The following is a 19,454-nucleotide window of genomic DNA, read 5'->3' as shown; positions in this document are numbered from 1 at the left end:
TTCAAAAGTTTAAGCAGTTAGAATTTTGCTTATAAGTAATAACAGAAGGATAAATAATTTTAGCATATAATTCAGATTAAGGTTAATATCTGATTGAAATGGAAATTATTTTGTTTCGATATCAACTACTTTTCTGCCGTTTTGTCCAAGATAATGAGCAACAATGGTTTCATAAATTTTATAGCCATCATCTACATTTGTAAAAATGATTAAACCTTGTTTGGTTTTTGGAAGTAAAATAAAAATAGTCTGAACACCTTGGTCTGCGCCACCGTGCGAAAGAGCGTAGTTTTCATTTCCTAGATCATAAATTTCAAAGCCTAAACCAAAATATTTATCCTTTTTGGTCTGAACCTGATGTGAGATCATATCGTCAAAAACTTTTTTACTTAAACCTTCACTATTCATTACGCTGGACAAAAAATTACCGTAATCTCCAATCGTAGTCAATAAGTCGTCTGCGGCATTTACAGTTTTGTTTTTGGTAGGTTCGTAAGCATTTCCGTTTTTATCATAATTTATGGCATATCTCGAAAGATCGATTTTGTCATTCCAGATTAATTGCGAATCGGTCATTTTCAGTGGTTCAAAAACCAATTCTGAGGCTAACTGATCTAAAGGTTTATGAAATTTCTTTTCCAAAGCTTTTCGAAGATATTCAAAACCTTCTCCAGAATACTGATATTGTGTTCCAGGTTTAAATTTAAAATCCAGTTTTTTAGATTCGTTAAAAGACCTCCAATTCGGAAAACCCGTTTGATGACTCAAAATAATTCTAGTGGTCAATAATTTATGATCTGGGTTGTTTTTAATATCCGGATCAATCCAATATTTATCAAGCGGTTCGTCCAAATCCCATTTTCCTTGAGAAACTAATTTCAAAGCAATTATTGCCGTTATTGGTTTAGTCAAAGAAGCGACATTCCAAATCGTATTATACGGAGCTGGAAAACCTCTTTTAAGATTGCCAAAAGTTTTGATCTGTTTTAGTTTTCCATCTGAAATAATCCCAATTCCCAAAGTAGGGATATTATTCTCTTTGAGCCATTTTTCAGTTTCCTGATCATTGTCAAAAAGAGCAGAAATACCTGCGGTAGAACTAGTCATTTGATGATTGTAACTTAGCGACCGTGCCAATTTCCAATCTTTGTTTTTTAGGAGCCAAAGATGTGTGAATTTGGCAAAACTTCCTGCTTGTTCTGCATTTCCTGCCGAACTTTCGTAAAAACGGTGCGTTCCCATTTGTATTGCGCCGTATAAAATGCCGTTTTTATACAAAGGATAAATTTCAGTGCTCCCGTCGATTAATTCTCTGCGATAATTATATTTTCTGGATGGAGAACAAATACCGCTTTTGAAAGTTTTTAGAAATCGAGCTTTATCAGAAATACTGTCTTTGTCATGGTAGAACTCAAAATCTTCAGTATATAAATTTTCGAATTGTTTAACGTCGCAGGTATTAAATCCAATATCGAAAAGAAGACTGTCTTTTGACATAATGGTTTTATACAGTTTTGAATTTTTTTCTTCTTGAGAAAAAACGGTTTGTATCTGAAAAAGTAAAAATCCAACTAAAATGATTTTTAATTGAAAGGGAATGTGATTGATGATTTTCATTTTGATGATTGATTGATGATGATTCATTTTGCAATAGTAGTTCAATCAGAAGCACCAAAATTGTACAAAAGCGAAATTTTATCTTTTTTGCGAAAGAAAATACGAATCTGGATCGAACATCTTAGGAGTGGTTTTCGTCACATCCTTAAATTTTCTGATAAAATGCGATTGATCGAAGTATTTATTATAAAGAGCAATTTCCGTAAGGCTCATTTTTTCTAAATCTGTATTCAGCATTTGATCGACCGATTTTCTGAACTTTAAAATCTGAATGTATTTTTTGATGGTAAGTCCGGTTGAAGCTTTAAATTTTATTTGAAGAAGTCGTTGCGAAGAATTCAATAATTTTCCTATTTCAGAAACCGAAATTTCATCTTCTCGGAGTCTGATGATTTCGCAGATTTTTTCAATGACATTTTGATTGGAATTGGAATCGGCTAAAGCTTCAAAATAAGCATTAATGGTATTCAAAAATGTCTTGATTTCTGATTGAATTTCAATTTGAAACGGCAATTCTGCAACATTAATTTTGATAATGGAATCGGTAAAATTGCTCAAATCATATTTCGGAAACATAGAAAGCGTCCAAGCATGAAGCTGGATTATGGTCACTTTCGTTTTCGGTTGAATATTGACCAAAACTTTATTCGTCATTTGAGAACAAAAATAGATTCCGCTGTTCATCTCGTATTTGCTTTTACTGGTATGAACTTCAATAAAATTGCCGTCTATAATAGCAAGATTAAAACAGCCGTTTGGCAGAACCAATTTATTTTCAATCACGCTTTCGCCGATGCTGTTATCCAAGCACCAGATCTTATTGACAAATCTTTCGGATTTTGCACTGACGTAATGTTCTGAATATAATTGCATTTGTGAGTTTAAGATTGATTTGCCAATTCGATTTCAAATTTAGCTTAAAAAAATTATGCGGTAAAAGCGAAGACGAATGAAAAATAGGTTTCATTTTATAATTTGAAACATCTTTGAAGCTAGAAAATAGCTATTCTATGTTTGCTAGAATTAAATTTGATTGAAATTTTATGTCTCATTCAAATTTAAACTAATGTTATGAAAAAAATAATGGTTTCCATAGCATTGCTGTTCTTCGTAACAGCTTGCAAAAAAGAAAATACAGTAGAAAGCAATTCGGGACAAAATACTGAATCTTCTCAGAAAACAGAATTTCATGCAGAAAATATTAAAGAAAAGATACAGTACAATCGTGCTGTACAAGCTGCAATTTGGGGAATGCCAGCCGTGAACTTTGAACTCATGTACAAAGAGATGGAAAAGATTAATGGTTCGTACAACCAAGTTCTGTTATGGCCAGAATTATTAAACTGGAAAAATCAGACACTAACGCCAAATCCAGATGTAATTTATCTGATGCCTTTTTTTAATACTGAAAAAGGGCCAGTGGTTTTAGAAATTCCTCCTGCAGACAACGGAACTTTTAACGGAAGCGTAATGAACTGCTGGCAGGCGGCAATTGAAGACGTGGGGCCAGGCGGAATGGATAAAGGAAAAGGTGGAAAATATATTATTCTGCCGCCAGGTTATGATAAAAGTAAAATTCCATCAGGATACTTTGTTATGCAGTCTGATACCTATCGCGGATATGCGCTTTTACGTTCGGTGCTTAAAAGTGGAAGCCCTGCAGATGTAAAAGCAGCTGTAGATTATGGAAAAAGAATTAAACTCTACCCTTATGCTCAAGCGTCAAGTTCGCCACAAACCGTATTCATAGACGCAAGTAAAGCAGAATTCAATTCGGCTATTCCGTATAACGAAAATTTTTATCAAGCGCTTAACGATATTGTTCAAGAAGAACCATTTTTAGAAAGAGACAGAGCAATGATCGATGCCTTAAAAACAATCGGAATCGAGCGCGGAAAAACATTTGCTCCAGATGCAAGAATTAAAGAGATATTTAATTCTGCTTCAAAAGATGCGAGAGAATATTTATTGTCGATTTACGAAAATACAAAACCATTTTATGCTGGAACAAATTGGTTTTTCCCTGCAAGTGACGAGTATAAATTGAGTGTAATGAAATCGTATGTAACTCCAGGAATTTATCCTGTTGATAATAGAGGAGTTTGTTATATGATGGCTTTTTTCAGTGCCAAACATATTGGAGAATCGCAATACTATCTTTTGGCTTTAAAAGACAAAGAAGGCAATTTCTTAAAAGGAAATTCTAACTATAAAGTAATCGTTCCAGCCAATGTTCCAGTAAAACAATATTGGTCAATTACCGTATACAATAGAGAAACTCATACTTTTATTAGAGATACGAAATGGGCGGGTCGTTCTTCTCAAACACCTGGACTCAAAAAGAATACAGATGGAACTGTAACCTTATATTTCGGCCCTAAACCGCCAGATGAAGGAGAAAGCAATTGGATTCCAACAGATCCAAAAGGCGATTTCGAATTACTCGCAAGATTTTATGGTCCTACAAAAGCTTTATACGATCAGTCTTGGAAATTGAATGATGTAGAAAAAGTAAATTAATACAGAAAATAGCCCAGTTTCAAAACTGGGCTATTTTTATTTCTTAAATAAACTCCGAAAAATACTCTTTTTTCGTTTTCTCCCATTCTTCAGAAATGATACTGAAGTAAACATCATCTTTGCTTTTCCCTTCAGAATCGACGTAGTTATTTCTAAAGATTCCCTCTTTTACAGCGCCCAGTTTGGCAATAGCTTTTTGCGAACGTATATTTTCAAGATCGGCACTAAATTGTATTCTTCTAAATTGAATCTGTTCAAAACCAAAATTCAGCAATTCAAATTTGCAGGCTTTGTTTAAACCCGTTCCCTGAAACGCTTCTCCATACCAAGTCCATCCAATTTCGCATTTCTGGCTTGCGTGGTTTAAATAACCGTAACGAGTGCTTCCAGCCACTTTGTTTGTAGCTTTATCAACTATTAAAAACGGATAACAAATTCCGTCTGCTTTTTGTTTTAATGTACTTTTTATATAGTTTTCAAGATCTTGATCGTTTCGAACGTACATTCCCATATATTTCCAAACTTCATCATCAAAAATGATTTCTTTAAGTTCCTTATTTCTTTCACTTTCGAAAGGAATTAAAAGCACTTTCTCATTTTCTAAAATAATGTCCGATTGTAGAATTTCGCTGTTCATAATTTTTGTATTTAATAATGTAATCTGAAGCGAAATTAATTGTTTGATTTTTCTAAATAAATTAATAAAAATAACAATTTGTTATATTTTTAAAAAGACTAGGATGATAAATAGTCTTTATCATCTCTATTTGCAAAGAATTTGTTTATTTATCTGAAGGCTTATCTATTTATTAGTTATTTTTACGACCCAATATTAGAATTTTCCTCGATGCAAACTTCATTAAAAATTGCTGTTGTTGGTTCTGGACTTGTAGGGTCGCTTCTAGCAATTTATCTTAAAAAAGCAGGCCATACAGTTCATGTATACGACCGCAGTCCCGATATTAGAAAAATAAATTTTTCTGGACGTTCTATTAATTTAGCAATGTCCAACCGCGGCTGGAAAGCTTTGGATGCAGTTGGTGTAGGAGATTCGGTTCGAGAAATCGCAATTCCGATGGATAAACGCGCCATTCATTTGGTCGATAAATTGAATTTTCAGAATTACGGACAAGAAGGCGAATCGATATATTCTATTTCAAGAGGAAAACTAAACAGAAGAATGATCGATCTTGCTGAAGAAGCAGGAGCTGAATTTCATTTTGAACAGAAAGTTTGGGATGTTACTTTGAGCGATGCCACACTTCATATTGGAGAAAGCGAAAGAGGCGAGTGGGAAGAAAGAAAATTTGATATGGTTTTTGGTGCCGATGGAGCTTTTTCTAGAATCCGCCACAGAATGCAGCGCCAGAGTATGTTCAATTACTCTCAGGAATTCCTGAATATGGGATATAAAGAATTGAATATACCAGCAAACCCAGACGGAACACATAAATTAGATAAAAACTCATTTCATATTTGGCCGAGAGGTGAGTACATGTTAATTGCGCTTCCTAATCTTGACGGAAGTTTTACCTGTACTTTATTTATGCCTTTTGAAGGCGAAAATTCATTTGAGTCATTAACCGACCGTAAAATGGTTGAAGATTTTTTCGAGAAAAACTTTCCAGATTCTATTGAAGTGATTCCAGAATTGGCCAATGATTTCTTTAAAAATCCAACAAGTACTCTGGTTACCATGAAATGCTTTCCGTGGACTTACGAAGATAAAATTGCTTTGATCGGAGACGCTTGTCACGCCATAGTTCCTTTTTACGGACAAGGTATGAATGCTGGTTTTGAAGATATTACCGTTTTGAGCGAAATGATTGAAAAGTACCAAGACGATTGGAAAAAGATATTTGCAGAATATCAAATTTCTAGAAAACCAAATGCAGATGCAATTGCAGAGCTTTCTTATCGAAATTTCTTAGAAATGAGTACCAAAACAGCAGACGAAAAATTCTTGCTGCAAAAGAAAATAGAAAAAGTCTTTTCAGACAAACATCCAGACAAATGGATTCCGCTCTATAGCCGAGTTACTTTCAGCGATCGCCCGTATGCAGAAGCTTTAGCAATAGGCGATTATCAAAACGGAATTATGGAAGAAATCCTTAGAATGGAAAACATTGAAAACATCTGGGACGGTCCAGAAGTCGAAAACAAAATCCTCGCATTGTTGGAGAAAGCTTAAATTTTTTAAACCATATAAGCTATATAAGTTTTTTTTTAAACTTCCCGATAACAACCCGACAGGTTTTTAAAACCTGTTGGGTTTATTATTTATACTTCTGGAAAAACTTTTATATTGTTTAAATTCGAGACAAGCCATTAAATAAGCTTATATAACTTATATGGTTTAAATAAAATTTTACTTTTTAAATATTTTAGTTAAAACGCCAAAAACGCCTCTTATAAAGGTAGCGCTGGTAACTACTTTTAATACAGATTTGGTAACTACTTCTGTAGTGCTTGGTCCTGATTTAGATGTTTTTGCAGGAGCTTGTTCTTCTTGTTGAGCAGCAGCTTGTGAAGCTTCTTCAATCTTTTTAGTTAGGATTTCATAAGCACTTTCGCGGTCAATTTCTTCCGCGTATTTTTTAACTAGTTTGGACTTATTGTTTATTTCGTCAATTTCGTCGGCAGATAAAATATCCATTCTGCTCATTGGCGCACGCATCATCGTAGCAACAAGAGGAGTTGGAATCCCTTTTTCGTTAAGTGCCGTAACCAAAGCTTCACCAATTCCCAAACTCGTCAACAATTCAGCAGTCTTATAATAAGGAGAAGTAGGGTAGTTGTCGGCTGTTTTTTTAATTGCCTGGCGATCATTTGCAGTAAAAGCCCTCAGCGCATGCTGAATCTTTAATCCCAACTGGGCCAAAACCCCGCTCGGTACATCCATCGGGTTTTGCGTAACAAAATAAAGTCCGACACCTTTAGAACGGATAAGTTTTACTATCGTTTCAATTTGCTCCAGAAGCGCTTTGCTGGCTTCATTAAAAATTAAATGCGCCTCGTCAATAAAGATTACCAATTCAGGCTGGCCTGCATCTCCCTTTTCGGGCATTTTTTGGTAAATCTCAGCCAAAAGACTTAGCATAAAAGTCGAGAACAATTTGGGTTTATCCTGAATATCCGTCAAGCGGATGATATTAACATATCCTTTTCCGTTTTCATCAATTCGCATTAAATCATCGGTTTCAAAAGAAAGTTCGCCAAAAAACAGATCACCACCCTGCTGTTCCAATTCAATAATTTTTCTAAGAATTGTTCCTGTAGTAGCAGTAGAAATTTTTCCGTAAGTAGCCGAAATTTCATCTTTGCCTTCCTCAGTAATATAATTGATTACTTTTTTAATGTCTTTCAAATCCAATAAAGGCATTTGCTTATCATCACAATATTTGAAGATCACCGCTACGACTCCAGCCTGTGTGTCATTCAAATCTAAAATTCTTGAAAACAAAACAGGTCCAAACTCAGAAACCGTAGCACGCAGGCGCACACCATTCTGTTTAGACAGAGACATTAATTCAACAGGAAATGCGGCTACATTATAAGGTACGTTTATTTTAGCATGGCGCTCTGTAATAAAACCCTCTTCTTTACCTTCTTTGGCGATACCACTAAAATCACCTTTAATATCCATCATTAATACAGGAATCCCAGCATTAGAAAGCTGTTCCGAAAATACCTGGATTGTTTTAGTTTTTCCTGTTCCGGTCGCGCCAGCAATCAATCCATGACGGTTTAAAGTTTTTAGCGGAATTTTGACATGAGCCTCCGCAACTGGCTCACCGTCAAGCATTGCGCCTCCAAGTATGATGCTGTCTCCCCTGGAAGAATACCCTGTGTTTATATCTGCAATAAAATTCTCTTTTTTATTCATGTTTTTATTTGTAATTTAGATTGTTATATGAGTATTGCTTTGTTTTTGGGTGCTTTTTATGTGGTTTTTTTTAGTAAGAAAAAGCTTTTTTTGATTGAAAATTTAATAAAAAAAAAATTCGCAGCTTTTTAAGAAGATATCAATGGAATCTTTGAATATTTACTAAAACGTTGTAATTTTTCTAATTATCGTCCTTTTTTTTGTTTTATCTAAAAAATGGCATCAACAAATTAATGAGATATTTTTTAATTTGAAGTTAAATTTCGGTCAATTAAATTAAAAAAAGTTTTTTTATTTAAACTAAACATATAAATTTGCTCCTCTACAAGTTAAATATAACTAAAAAATAAAAATTATTTAAAACTATTAAAATTAAAAAAAATGGCAAACGTTAAAGTTAAAAAAGAAAGCACTTCAAATGGGGGAGGAATGATTACTGGAATCATTATTGTTGCGTGTATCTTAGTAGGGGTGTTTATTTGGAAAGTAATCATGGGGGACTCTGCGAACTTCGAAGGAGGTAATCCAGAAACTGGACATCCAATCAATACATTAGGACAAGTTTATAAAGGAGGTTTCATCGTACCTGTATTATTAGGTATGTTTTTAATGGTTGTTGTTTTTTCTATCGAAAGATTTATTGTTATCGGTAAAGCTGCAGGAAAAACTAACCTTGACAAATTCATGAAAAGCGTTCAAGGTAGTATTAAAGAAGGAAACATCGAGGCTGCTATCGCTTCATGTGACAAACAACAAGGTTCAGTTGCAAACGCAATTAAATCTGCTTTGGTAAAATACCAAGATGTTAAAAAAGAAGGATTCAACAGCGAAGAAGCTTCAGAAGTAATCCACAAAGAAATTGAAGAGGCAACTTCATTAGAAATGCCAATGTTAGAGAAAAACATGACTATTATCTCTACTTTAGTATCTTTAGGTACATTAGGAGGATTATTAGGAACTGTATCTGGTATGATTAAAGCGTTTGGTGCGTTAGCTTCTGCTGGTACTCCTGACCAAGCTGCTCTTGCAACAGGTATCTCTGAGGCACTTATCAACACTGCTACAGGTATCTCTACTTCTATCTTAGCAATTGTTTCTTACAACTTCTTTACTGCTAAAATTGACGATTTAACTTACTCTATCGATGAGGCTGGTACTACAATCGTGAATACTTACAGAAAATTCAGAGGAAGTTTAAGACAATAATTAATTTTTGATATTTAAGTATCAAAAAAATAAAATAAAAAGATAATGGCTAAAATAAAAATGAAAAAGAAGTCGACATCGACAGATATGACTGCGATGTGTGATGTAGCGTTCCTTTTGCTAACGTTCTTTATTTTGACCGCTACTGCTAAAGTGCCTGAGGCATTGCCTGTAGATATGCCTGCTTCTGTTGCTATAACTAAATTGCCAGATACTGATTTGGCTATTATTACAGTAGGAAAAGGGAAAGTATTTTTTGACATCAAAGGAAGAGAAGTTCGTAAAAAAACTCTTGAAGGAATGGGTGCAAAATATGGTATTGAATTTTCAGAAGAAGATAAAACCAAATTTGCATTGATGGACGACTTTGGTGTGCCAATTACAGGTTTAAAGCAAATCATTGATATGAAAGCGGCTGACAGAACCAAAGCTAACCAACCTGGAATTCCTTTGGATTCGTTAGATAATCAATTAAAAGACTGGCTTCTAATTTCTAGAAGAGCTACAATTGACCTTGATGATAAAGAATTGCAAATTGCAATTAAAGGTGATGCTAAAGAGCAATATCCAAAAATCAAAAAGATTATGGATATTTTGCAAGATCAGAAAATCAACTCCTTTAACTTAGTTACAGGTACGAGAGGGAAAGACTTTTAATTAAAAAAAATACACTAAAATGGCTGAATTAAATACCGGCGACGGCGGTGGTGGTAAAGGTGGTAAAGTAAGAAGTAAAAAGCAAAATTCGAAAGTCGATTTAACGGCGATGGTGGATTTGGCATTCTTATTGATCACATTCTTTATGTTAACTACTTCGTTGTCAAAACCTCAATCGATGGATTTATCATTGCCAAATAAAGATGATAAAGATGAGCCGACTAAGGATACCAAAGTAGACGAGAATCGTACTATGACAGTAATGTTAGGTGAGAACAATAAAATGGTTTACTATATGGGATTATTGGCAACACCAAAAGTGGGGCCAAAAGATATTGCATATGGTAAAGATGGCATCCGTAGAGAATTGTTAAAACAAAAGAAAAATGTTTTAGCATATTCTGCAGCTTTAGGGAAACCTAAAAACGGAATCATTGTGATCATTAAACCAACGAAAAAATCAAATTACCGTAATTTGGTTGATATCTTGGACGAAATGGCTATCACTGGAGTTGAAACGTATGCGATTGTTCCTGAGTTTACACCTGAAGAAACAAAAGTGATAGATAAAAAATAAGAGCAATCTTAAATTTTATCGACTTAAAAATCAAGAAGTATGAAATTAGATATTATAAAAAATCAGTGGCTTGATATCGTATTCGAAGGGCGTAATAAGATATATGGAGCATACGAGCTGAGAAAATCAAACAGAAAAACAACTGTGAAAGCACTTGTTATTGGTTCTCTTATCTTTTGTGCTGCTATTGCTGCTCCTCTTGTCGCGAATCTGTTACCAGAATCGACAGACGAAGAAGAGGTTAAAGAGGTTAAGATGGCTACGGTAAAATTACCTCCGAAAAAAGAGGAAATTAAACCAAATCAACCGCCACCACCACCACCACCACCAAAAGTGGATCAGGTTAAATTCGTTAAACCTGTGGTTGCAAAAGCGGAAGAAGTAACTGAAGATCCACCAAAAATTGTTGAATTAAAAGACAAAAAAGTTGGTGCTGAGACTATCAAAGGAGATCCAGATGCAGTTTTAACTGTTGATGAGCCAGTTGGTAAAGGACCAGTTCAAGAGGTTATTCAAGAAGATAACACTGTATACAACACAGCTGGTATCGAGGTGAAACCAGATTTCCCAGGAGGTATTGAGAAATTCTACAAATTCGTAGGAAACAACTACAAAACTCCAGAAGAAGAAGGTTTAAAAGGTAAAGTTTACGTTACGTTTGTAGTTGAAAAAGACGGGTCATTAACAGATATCAAAGTTTTAAGAGATATCGGTTATGGTACAGGAGCAGAAGCAATTCGTGTTCTTAAAAAATGTCCAAAATGGACTCCCGGCGAGCAAAATGGTAAAAAAGTTAGGGTATTATACTCTCTTCCTATTACTATTCAATCTGCAGAATAATGTTAAAAGATATGCTTAATAATATTCAGAAGAAATCGCTCAAAGAGCGATTTCTTCTTGTTTTAGGAATACTGTTTTTTTTAATATATCTTGTACTCGGTTTAATGATTATGTTTTGGGAAAAACTTCCGCTTAACATGGAACCAAAATACAGATATGCTTTTGGTGGATTACTGATTGTATATTCTGCAATAAGATTTTTAAGATTAATTAATGCAAAAGATCAATAATTATGTTGAAATATAGTAAGGCTTTAGGTTTGGTTGTTTTTGTCTTTTTGTTTGCTATGTGCAACCAAAAAAGCAAAAGTGAAACTGAAAAAGAGACCATTTTGAAAGGATCACTTGATGTTACGGTTGACGAAACAGTAAAGCAAATTGTAGACGATCAGGTTGCTGTTTTTGAAGGCACTTACTATGATGCAAAAATAATAGTAAAACCAAAATCTGAAGCTGAAGTAATTAATGATTTATTAAATCAAAAAGCTAAAGTTGCAATTACAACGCGAGATTTGACTAAAGAAGAAAGATCTCGTTTCGATAAAAGTAAGATTAATCCAAGGGTAACACCTTTTGCTCATGATGCTATTGCATTTATTTCTAACAAAAGCAATAATGATACATTAATTGCGTTGAAAAGTGTAATCGATTTTATGCAGGGCAAAGCAGATGCTAAAATTAAAGGACTTGTTTTTGATAATCCGAATTCAAGTACAGTACGTTACATGAAAGAGTTAGCAAAGGTTAACGAAATTCCAAAAAATGGAGTTTTTTCTTTTAAAACGAATAACGAAGTAATAAAATTTGTTTCTGAAAATGATGGAATGATTGGTATTATTGGTGTCAACTGGCTGTATCAACCAACTCCTGATATGACAGAAACGATCAAGAATATAAATGTTTTAAGTGTGCAGGGATTAAATGGCGGTGGTTATTATAGCCCGACACAAAATGACTTAGGAGAAGGAAAATATCCTTTGGCACGTGATTTGTTTATTATTAACTGTCAGGGGTATTCAGGGCTTGGAATGGGCTTTTCTTCATTCATTGCCGGCGATATCGGACAGCGCATAGTTTTAAAATCAGGATTACTGCCATTCAAGACTCCAGGTCGTAAACTGAAAATTAGAAGTGAAATTTTAAGAGATAAAGAATAAATTAATTACAATAAAGATGAATAAATTTAAAATTTTTAGTCTTGCATTAGTTGCCTCGGCTACCGCGGCACAAGCGCAAGATATCAACCAAGCAAAGAAGGCAATAGATGCTGAACAATTTGACAAAGCAAAAACGCTTCTTAAATCAATCATCAAAGCGAAACCTTCTGATGGGGAAGCAAATTTTGTTTTAGGGAATGTTTATTTAAATCAATCTGTTGTTGATTCAGCTAAAATCTATTATAATAATGGATTACAAGCTTCAGACAAGAAAAACTTAAACTATATTGGTTTAGGACAATTGGATCTTGATGCTAAAAATACTGCTGCAGCTCAAGCTAATTTTGCTTTGGCTACAAAAGACATGAGAAAAAAAGATGTAAATGAATTTATTTATATCGCTAGAGCTTACATGAATTCTGAGAATCCAGATTATAAAAGCGCTGTTGATGTTTTAAAACGTGCTTTACTAGTAGATCCTCAAAATGCTCAAGCACTTTTGGCTATTGGTGATGCTTATTATGGATCAAACAACCAAAATGATGCATACAAAGCTTACCGTGATGCTTTTACAGCTGATAACACTTTGTTAAGAGCAAAAATGCAATTAGGTGTTTTGTTAAAAGGTGCTAAATCTTATGACGAAGCTATTAAATCTTTCAATGAAGTTATCGCTTTAGACGCTAACTACGGGCCAGTTTACAGAGAACTTGCTGAAACTTATTACAAATGGGCAAGAAACAAACCTTCTACTTCTAAAGTTAATTTGCAAAACGCAATTACAAACTATGAGAAGTATTTAAGTTTGACAGATTACTCTCTTGATTCTAAAATGCGTCATGCAGATTTCTTAATCTTGGTTAAAGATTACAAACAATTAGAAACTGTAGCAAACAAAATGATTGCTCAGGATAAAGTAAATCCTAGAATCTACAGATATTTAGGATATGCTGCTTACGAAAACGGAAATGTGGACGTTGCAATTAAATCTATCGAAGATTATATCAAATCTCCAGGAAATAAAGTTATTGGTAGAGATTACTACTACTTAGGGTTATCTAAAATTAAAAAAGGAACTGCAGCTGACGGTACAGTAGATCAAGCAGCTTTTGATGCTGGTTTAGCTGATATCAAAAAAGCGGTTGAATTAGAGCCATTAGTAGTTGAAGAATTTGCAGACTTTGGAAAAGCATTGTTTGGTAAAAAACAATATACTCAAGCAGCTGCAATCTTTGAACTTGGTGCAGGTAACAAAGAATCTAAAAATTACTTAGACGACGCTGTTTACTACGGAATCTCTGTTTACTATGGTAATGCTGGTAAACCTGCAGAAAGCCGTGATAAAGCTGCTTTAGAAAATGCTATCGTTACTTTTGATAAAGTTTTAGAGGCTTCTCCATCTTACGATGAGGCTTACTTATACAAAGGAAGACTTAGCAGTGCATTGGATAAAGATGATATGATTATCAAAAACTATGAGGAATATGTAGCTAAGACTACTGCAAAAGGTGCAGAAGAAATGGCAAAACCTGCAACTGTTAAGAAAGTTGTAGAGGCTTACAATGCAATCGGTGCGGCATATGCTAATACTGATAAAGCTAAAGCTGTTGAATATTTCAATAAAACATTAGTTTTAGATCCAGCAAATTCATACGCTACACAATCTGTAAAATCTTTAAAATAATCTAGATTTTTAAAAATAATAGAAAACCGATAGTCCAAAAAACTATCGGTTTTTTTGTTCCGTATATTATTGACTATCTTTGCACTCTTAAAATATTAAAATGTTACCAAAAGAAATACAATTAGAAGTAAATAAAGGAGCTATGCTTCCTTTGATGGAAGAATTCTATACCATTCAAGGAGAAGGTTCACATACAGGAAGAGCTGCTTATTTTATTAGAATTGGTGGATGTGATGTAGGATGTCATTGGTGTGATGTAAAAGAAAGCTGGAATGCAGAACTTCATCCGCCGACAAGTGTAGATTTAATTGTTGAAAATGCAGCAAAATATGCTGATACAGTTGTTGTAACAGGAGGAGAGCCTTTGTCTTGGGATATGACAATTCTAACAAACCGATTAAAAGAAAAGAATTTAAAAGTTCATATCGAAACTTCTGGCGCTTTTCCATTGTCAGGAACGTGGGATTGGATTTGCCTTTCGCCAAAAAAGAACAAACTGCCAACACAAACCGTATATGATAATGCGCATGAATTAAAAGTGATTATTTACAATAAACACGATTTTATTTTTGCAGAAGAGCAGGCAGAATTAGTAAATGATAATGCAATTTTATTTCTTCAGCCAGAATGGAGTAAAAAAGAAGAAATGACACCGCTTATTGTAGATTATGTTATGAATAATCCGAAATGGAGAGTTTCATTACAGACACATAAATATCTCAATATTCCATAAAACAAAAAAATCTCTTCAAGTGAAGAGATTTTTTGTTTTATATAAGTATACAATTTGTGTAAAAAGTAAACAATCGATTATTTCCAGTTTTTATATTTTTTCAGGCTGGTAATATGAGCCAGATGATGATTTCCATGCCAAGCATACATTCCTATAATTTTTTTGAGCTTGTTTTCAGAATTGTCTGAAGGATGTATAAACGTTTTTTCCAAATCAGATTCAGATAAATTTCTCATGATATACCCTAATCTGAAATGAAGTCCTTTCAATAATTCAAGCGTTGGCTGAATTGGCATTGTCAAATTATCATTTAATTCAGACCAAAGAACTTCGTCATAAGCTTTAATGACAGGATTGTTTTCTGTTAATGCCCATTTAATTCTAATGTAACAATTCATGTGGCTTTCGGCGCAATGATGAATAACTTGTCGTACCGTCCAGCCATTAGGGCGATAAGGCGTGTCCAATTGTTCGTCAGTTAAATCAATCGTTTCTTTTGCTAATTTTTCTGGAAGCGTTTCAATTTCCTTAATTTTTTCAGCAAGATATTCCGTGGAATAATTTTCAGGAGTAATAAATTTCCCGATAGGATATTTTAATTTCTCTAAATCTAGTTCTTTCATGGTTTTATGGTTTGTTTTTAATGGAAAGTCTGGCTAAATAATCATAATGTTCGCCTTCAAGAATAAGTTCGCAATTTAAACCATTGGCAATTGCCGCATTTTGAAGCGTATTGTAATCCAAATACAACCAATCAAAAGGCTCTTCTTTTTCTCCTTTATAGCGAATGTTAAAAACGAGTTCCCCATAATAATCATTTTCAGACGGAATCCATTTTCCTCCGTCTTCATCTTCATCAAACATATAAATAATGTCAGAACTGTCAATCAGAATTTGCCCACCAGGATTTAAAAGCGATTTTAATTTGATTAAATACGTATTGCAGTTTTTTAATTGGCCAAAAATCCCAGTTCCGTTCATTAGAAGTAAAATGGTATCGAATTTTTCTCCTTCAAAATCTAAGATATTCTCGACTTTAGCATTTTTTATTCCGCGCAGGCGACAAGTTTCAATTGCTTTTTCTGAAATATCGATAGCGGTTACTTCTAAGTTGCGTTCATTTTGAAGAGACAAAGCATGACTTCCGGCTCCGCATCCTACGTCTAATATTTTTCCATTTGCCAATTGTAAAGCCTTTTGTTCAATTTTAGGCATTTCATTATAAGTGCGGAAAAGATATTCGACACTCATTTCATCTTCTTCAGAAATAGAAGTTTCAGTAATAATATCTTCAGGCGAATTTTTGGTGTAAAAATCAAATATCGCTTTCCCAAAAAGATCTTTCATTGTTTTAGTTCAAAGTTTAAGGTTTCAAGTTCAAAGTTGTTTAATTTTGCAGATCAACTTTAAATTTTAAACTTGAAACAGATTTTAAATAACTTAAGTAAGTTAGCCAAAGATAAGCATAACGAAAGTAAAAAGTATTTCGATAAGCTTAAAAAGAAACAGCCAAAGAATTTAGATTACATTATGCAGGATTTGCACGATGCAGAATTTAAAAGAACAGACTGTTTGAAATGTGCCAATTGCTGTAAAACAACTGGCCCGCTGTTTACTTTGGCTGATATTGAAAGAATCTCAAAACACTTTAGACAAAAGCCGCAGCAATTCATCGATCAGTATTTGCGAATTGACGAAGACAAAGATTATGTTTTGAAAAGTGTTCCCTGCACGTTTTTGGATAATGAGAACTACTGTATGATTTATGATGTTCGTCCAAAAGCCTGTCGAGAATTTCCGCATACAGATCGAAATAAGTTCTATCAGATTTCAAACCTAACGTTGAAAAACGTCGAAATTTGTCCGGCAGCATTTAATATAGTGGAAGAAATGAAAAAGAAACTGCCATTATAAACTAAAACTGGTAATTGTTTCTAAGAATATCCTGATTTCCTTTTTTAAGATGTATTTTTGAGAAAGGAATAATTAAACAACTCAAAAGAAAACTCATAATTTGAATTTAGAATATTTCATAGCCAAAAGACTTATTACTGCAAAAGATTACAAAAGCAGTATTTCTGCGCCTATTATAAAAATTGCCATTTCCGCAATCGCAATCGGAATAATTATGATGATTGTTTCTGTGGCGACAGGAATTGGTTTGCAGAAAAAAATCCGTGACAAAGTTTCGGCATTCAATGGTCAGATAATAATTTCGAATTATGATAACAACAATTCAGAAGTTACAACAGTTCCAATTTCGAAGAGACAAGATTTCTATCCTAATTTCAAATCAGTTCCAGAAGTAAGCCATATTCAGGCCGTAGCCAGTAAAGCGGGAATAATTAGAACTGAAAATGCTTTTGAAGGAATTATATTTAAAGGTGTAGGAGCAGATTACGATTGGGATAATATACAAGAATATATTGTAGAAGGGAAACTCCCAGATTTCTCAAAAGCATTAAACGAAGAAGTTATTATTTCAAAATTCCTTGCAGACCGTTTAAATTTGAAAGTCGGAGATCAATTCAATACTTTTTTTATAAAAGAAGAACAAGGCAAGCTTCCAAACATCCGCCGATTTAAAATAGCGGCCATATTCAATTCAGGATTCAGAGATTTTGATGCCACATATATTATTGGCGACATTAGACACATTCAAAGAATTAATAAATGGAGAGAAGACCAAGTTGGAGGATTTGAGATTTTTGTAAAAGATTTTAGCACCATTAAAGAAGTAGGGAATAAAGTTTATGAAAAAACATCCTCTAATTTAGATACAGAAACCATAGTAGAAAAATACAGCTACATTTTTGATTGGCTTCAGCTATTCGATTTTAATATCGTGATCATTTTAGCTGTTATGATTCTAGTTGCCACAATTAATATGGTCGTGGCACTCTTAGTTCTTATTTTAGAAAGAACCCAAATGATCGGAATTTTAAAATCGATGGGAGCAAATAACTGGTCAGTTCGAAAAATATTTTTGTATAATGCCTTTTACCTAATCCTCCGCGGATTATTTTGGGGTAATTTGATAGGGATTTCAATTTTACTAATCCAGCAGCAATTTGGAGTCATACAGCTCAATCCAGAAAACTATTACGTCAATCAAGCACCCGTTTACCTAAATTGGATTTATATACTCTTATTAAATCTGCTTACTATTGGAGTTTGTTTCCTAGTGTTGTTGATTCCATCCTATTTAATAACTAAAATATCCCCAGTAAAAGCAATTCGCTTCGATTAATTAACAATAAAATCATATCCACAACCCGACAGTACTCTAAAACCTGTCGGGTTTCTCTATTATTTAGATGCACCATTATCTTTAAAACTCAATTTTTCGGAAACACAAGTGCATTGCTATAATCATATTAAATACAGTTTTGTCTGGCTGAGCAGAGTCGAAGCTTTTAAGTTTTGGAATTTGGACTCGAGCGACAGCGAACAGGCGAAGCAGTTTTAAATTTGGGATTTACTATTAATAAGGAGCTGATACCTGCTTTCCGCTATATCTTTTGCTTTTTAAAGAAAAAAGCAAAAGGATGCCGCTCCAATCAGGGCTAGGGGAACTGTTTTCAGAGGAAACTCTAGCTTTATCTGGAATAGAAAAGACGTCTAAACATTAAAATCTCCATATAAAAACGGAAAAGAGAAAAAGGTGGAATTGCTAAAATTACAAGTATATAAGGAAAAATCTTACTTAAATCTAAAAAAGTTTAAAATGTAAATATTGTGTTATCAGTGAGTTAGAAAAAAGATTTAAAAAAGAGTAAAAAAACTCAATAAAAAAGCTTGCATAAGCGGAAAAAGGTTCTACTTTTGCACCCGCTTTGAAACACAAGCGATATTAAAAAGAAGACACGTTCGTAGACATATTGAATTGACAGCCGTCCGAATCGAAAGATGAGGACAAAAGAAATAAGAGCAGTAGAGTCGCAAGATTCGAAAAAGAACCGATAGGAAAGCATCGACTATATAATATTAAAATATACGATGAAGAGTTTGATCCTGGCTCAGGATGAACGCTAGCGGCAGGCTTAACACATGCAAGTCGAGGGGTAGAAGTCTTCGGGCTTTGAGACCGGCGCACGGGTGCGTAACGCGTATGCAATCTGCCTTTCACAGAGGGATAGCCCAGAGAAATTTGGATTAATACCTCATAGTATTATGAAGTGGCATCACTTTATAATTAAAGTCACAACGGTGAAAGATGAGCATGCGTCCCATTAGCTAGTTGGTAAGGTAACGGCTTACCAAGGCTACGATGGGTAGGGGTCCTGAGAGGGAGATCCCCCACACTGGTACTGAGACACGGACCAGACTCCTACGGGAGGCAGCAGTGAGGAATATTGGTCAATGGGCGCAAGCCTGAACCAGCCATGCCGCGTGCAGGATGACGGTCCTATGGATTGTAAACTGCTTTTGTACGGGAAGAAACACTTCGACGTGTCGGAGCTTGACGGTACCGTAAGAATAAGGATCGGCTAACTCCGTGCCAGCAGCCGCGGTAATACGGAGGATCCAAGCGTTATCCGGAATCATTGGGTTTAAAGGGTCCGTAGGCGGTCCTGT

The 19,454-nt window shown here is 34.3% G+C and carries 18 protein-coding genes and 1 rRNA gene; 13 read left to right on the top strand and 6 right to left on the bottom strand.

The window, feature by feature from the left end; all coding sequences use genetic code 11:
* Positions 1-105: 105 nt before the first annotated feature.
* Positions 106-1,644: a serine hydrolase domain-containing protein gene (locus AC3E9W_RS00095; RefSeq protein WP_488766132.1), complete on the bottom strand. Its 1,539-nt coding sequence runs from the start codon at positions 1,642-1,644 to the stop codon at positions 106-108.
* Between the two features lie 51 nt (positions 1,645-1,695).
* Positions 1,696-2,490 carry a helix-turn-helix domain-containing protein gene (locus AC3E9W_RS00090; protein ID WP_488766131.1) on the bottom strand — a complete coding sequence of 265 codons (795 nt, stop codon included), beginning with the start codon at positions 2,488-2,490 and terminating at the stop codon, positions 1,696-1,698.
* A gap of 198 nt (positions 2,491-2,688) precedes the next feature.
* Between AC3E9W_RS00090 and AC3E9W_RS00085 the strand changes: the two genes are divergently transcribed.
* Positions 2,689-4,137 (top strand): DUF1214 domain-containing protein, encoded by a 1,449-nt coding sequence (locus tag AC3E9W_RS00085; RefSeq protein WP_488766130.1) that lies wholly within the window; start codon positions 2,689-2,691, stop codon positions 4,135-4,137.
* A gap of 43 nt (positions 4,138-4,180) precedes the next feature.
* Here AC3E9W_RS00085 and AC3E9W_RS00080 read toward each other — a convergent pair whose 3' ends face one another.
* The gene (locus AC3E9W_RS00080) at positions 4,181-4,774 is read right to left on the bottom strand and encodes a GNAT family N-acetyltransferase (RefSeq protein ID WP_488766128.1); all 594 of its coding nucleotides are present in this window, start codon (positions 4,772-4,774) and stop codon (positions 4,181-4,183) included.
* 210 nt (positions 4,775-4,984) lie between these two features.
* Here AC3E9W_RS00080 and AC3E9W_RS00075 point away from each other — a divergent pair, with 210 nt between their 5' ends.
* A complete protein-coding gene (locus tag AC3E9W_RS00075; RefSeq protein ID WP_456894953.1) occupies positions 4,985-6,328 on the top strand; it encodes an FAD-dependent oxidoreductase in 1,344 nt (447 codons plus the stop codon).
* Between the two features lie 177 nt (positions 6,329-6,505).
* Here AC3E9W_RS00075 and AC3E9W_RS00070 read toward each other — a convergent pair whose 3' ends face one another.
* On the bottom strand, positions 6,506-8,023 hold the full coding sequence (locus AC3E9W_RS00070; protein WP_488766126.1) for a helicase HerA-like domain-containing protein: 1,518 nt from the start codon (positions 8,021-8,023) through the stop codon (positions 6,506-6,508).
* Positions 8,024-8,404: 381 nt separating this feature from the next.
* On the opposite strand from AC3E9W_RS00070, the gene AC3E9W_RS00065 reads away from it, so the two are divergent.
* The 8 genes from AC3E9W_RS00065 to AC3E9W_RS00030 all read left to right on the top strand — a co-directional run bounded on the left by AC3E9W_RS00065 (position 8,405) and on the right by AC3E9W_RS00030 (position 14,876).
* Positions 8,405-9,229 (top strand): MotA/TolQ/ExbB proton channel family protein, encoded by an 825-nt coding sequence (locus AC3E9W_RS00065; protein ID WP_008464979.1) that lies wholly within the window; start codon positions 8,405-8,407, stop codon positions 9,227-9,229.
* A gap of 45 nt (positions 9,230-9,274) precedes the next feature.
* A complete protein-coding gene (locus AC3E9W_RS00060; protein WP_306161481.1) occupies positions 9,275-9,886 on the top strand; it encodes an ExbD/TolR family protein in 612 nt (203 codons plus the stop codon).
* 19 nt (positions 9,887-9,905) lie between these two features.
* Complete coding sequence (locus AC3E9W_RS00055) at positions 9,906-10,463, top strand: ExbD/TolR family protein (protein WP_488766123.1); 558 nt, start codon at positions 9,906-9,908, stop codon at positions 10,461-10,463.
* 39 nt (positions 10,464-10,502) lie between these two features.
* The gene (locus AC3E9W_RS00050) at positions 10,503-11,303 is read left to right on the top strand and encodes an energy transducer TonB (protein ID WP_488766122.1); all 801 of its coding nucleotides are present in this window, start codon (positions 10,503-10,505) and stop codon (positions 11,301-11,303) included.
* Positions 11,303-11,533: a hypothetical protein gene (locus tag AC3E9W_RS00045; protein WP_125717677.1), complete on the top strand. Its 231-nt coding sequence runs from the start codon at positions 11,303-11,305 to the stop codon at positions 11,531-11,533. Before AC3E9W_RS00050 ends, AC3E9W_RS00045 begins: the two co-directional genes overlap by 1 nt.
* Before the next feature lie 2 nt (positions 11,534-11,535).
* Positions 11,536-12,459 carry a PstS family phosphate ABC transporter substrate-binding protein gene (locus AC3E9W_RS00040; protein ID WP_488766121.1) on the top strand — a complete coding sequence of 308 codons (924 nt, stop codon included), beginning with the start codon at positions 11,536-11,538 and terminating at the stop codon, positions 12,457-12,459.
* A 16-nt stretch (positions 12,460-12,475) separates the two neighbouring features.
* Positions 12,476-14,143, top strand: a complete 1,668-nt coding sequence (locus AC3E9W_RS00035) for a tetratricopeptide repeat protein (RefSeq protein ID WP_306161490.1) — start codon at positions 12,476-12,478, stop codon at positions 14,141-14,143.
* Positions 14,144-14,243: 100 nt separating this feature from the next.
* Positions 14,244-14,876 (top strand): 7-carboxy-7-deazaguanine synthase QueE, encoded by a 633-nt coding sequence (locus AC3E9W_RS00030; RefSeq protein WP_488766120.1) that lies wholly within the window; start codon positions 14,244-14,246, stop codon positions 14,874-14,876.
* A 77-nt stretch (positions 14,877-14,953) separates the two neighbouring features.
* Here AC3E9W_RS00030 and AC3E9W_RS00025 read toward each other — a convergent pair whose 3' ends face one another.
* Both AC3E9W_RS00025 and AC3E9W_RS00020 read right to left on the bottom strand, forming a co-directional pair.
* Positions 14,954-15,499: a YfiT family bacillithiol transferase gene (locus tag AC3E9W_RS00025; RefSeq protein WP_488766118.1), complete on the bottom strand. Its 546-nt coding sequence runs from the start codon at positions 15,497-15,499 to the stop codon at positions 14,954-14,956.
* Between the two features lie 4 nt (positions 15,500-15,503).
* Entirely contained in the window at positions 15,504-16,223 is a 720-nt protein-coding gene (locus tag AC3E9W_RS00020; RefSeq protein ID WP_488766117.1) for a class I SAM-dependent methyltransferase, read from the bottom strand.
* Positions 16,224-16,295: 72 nt separating this feature from the next.
* Here AC3E9W_RS00020 and AC3E9W_RS00015 point away from each other — a divergent pair, with 72 nt between their 5' ends.
* The 3 genes from AC3E9W_RS00015 to AC3E9W_RS00005 all read left to right on the top strand — a co-directional run.
* A complete protein-coding gene (locus AC3E9W_RS00015; protein WP_488766116.1) occupies positions 16,296-16,790 on the top strand; it encodes a YkgJ family cysteine cluster protein in 495 nt (164 codons plus the stop codon).
* Between the two features lie 100 nt (positions 16,791-16,890).
* Complete coding sequence (locus AC3E9W_RS00010; protein WP_488766114.1) at positions 16,891-18,126, top strand: ABC transporter permease; 1,236 nt, start codon at positions 16,891-16,893, stop codon at positions 18,124-18,126.
* 746 nt (positions 18,127-18,872) lie between these two features.
* Positions 18,873-19,454 (top strand): 16S ribosomal RNA (locus AC3E9W_RS00005); the annotation flags it as partial.

This window comes from Flavobacterium sp. 38, assembly GCF_057799715.1.
Note: the sequence above shows the minus strand (reverse complement) of the source record. Positions and strands in the feature narration are given on the sequence as shown.

Excerpts from the sequence above, each read along its gene's own strand:
- AC3E9W_RS00095 (WP_488766132.1), bottom strand. The coding sequence starts at position 1,644 with ATGAATCATCATCAATCAATCATCAAAATGAAAATCATCAATCACATT.
- AC3E9W_RS00090 (WP_488766131.1), bottom strand. The coding sequence starts at position 2,490 with ATGCAATTATATTCAGAACATTACGTCAGTGCAAAATCCGAAAGATTT.
- AC3E9W_RS00085 (WP_488766130.1), top strand. The coding sequence starts at position 2,689 with ATGAAAAAAATAATGGTTTCCATAGCATTGCTGTTCTTCGTAACAGCT.
- AC3E9W_RS00080 (WP_488766128.1), bottom strand. The coding sequence starts at position 4,774 with ATGAACAGCGAAATTCTACAATCGGACATTATTTTAGAAAATGAGAAA.
- AC3E9W_RS00075 (WP_456894953.1), top strand. The coding sequence starts at position 4,985 with ATGCAAACTTCATTAAAAATTGCTGTTGTTGGTTCTGGACTTGTAGGG.
- AC3E9W_RS00070 (WP_488766126.1), bottom strand. The coding sequence starts at position 8,023 with ATGAATAAAAAAGAGAATTTTATTGCAGATATAAACACAGGGTATTCT.
- AC3E9W_RS00065 (WP_008464979.1), top strand. The coding sequence starts at position 8,405 with ATGGCAAACGTTAAAGTTAAAAAAGAAAGCACTTCAAATGGGGGAGGA.
- AC3E9W_RS00060 (WP_306161481.1), top strand. The coding sequence starts at position 9,275 with ATGGCTAAAATAAAAATGAAAAAGAAGTCGACATCGACAGATATGACT.
- AC3E9W_RS00055 (WP_488766123.1), top strand. The coding sequence starts at position 9,906 with ATGGCTGAATTAAATACCGGCGACGGCGGTGGTGGTAAAGGTGGTAAA.
- AC3E9W_RS00050 (WP_488766122.1), top strand. The coding sequence starts at position 10,503 with ATGAAATTAGATATTATAAAAAATCAGTGGCTTGATATCGTATTCGAA.
- AC3E9W_RS00045 (WP_125717677.1), top strand. The coding sequence starts at position 11,303 with ATGTTAAAAGATATGCTTAATAATATTCAGAAGAAATCGCTCAAAGAG.
- AC3E9W_RS00040 (WP_488766121.1), top strand. The coding sequence starts at position 11,536 with ATGTTGAAATATAGTAAGGCTTTAGGTTTGGTTGTTTTTGTCTTTTTG.
- AC3E9W_RS00035 (WP_306161490.1), top strand. The coding sequence starts at position 12,476 with ATGAATAAATTTAAAATTTTTAGTCTTGCATTAGTTGCCTCGGCTACC.
- AC3E9W_RS00030 (WP_488766120.1), top strand. The coding sequence starts at position 14,244 with ATGTTACCAAAAGAAATACAATTAGAAGTAAATAAAGGAGCTATGCTT.
- AC3E9W_RS00025 (WP_488766118.1), bottom strand. The coding sequence starts at position 15,499 with ATGAAAGAACTAGATTTAGAGAAATTAAAATATCCTATCGGGAAATTT.
- AC3E9W_RS00020 (WP_488766117.1), bottom strand. The coding sequence starts at position 16,223 with ATGAAAGATCTTTTTGGGAAAGCGATATTTGATTTTTACACCAAAAAT.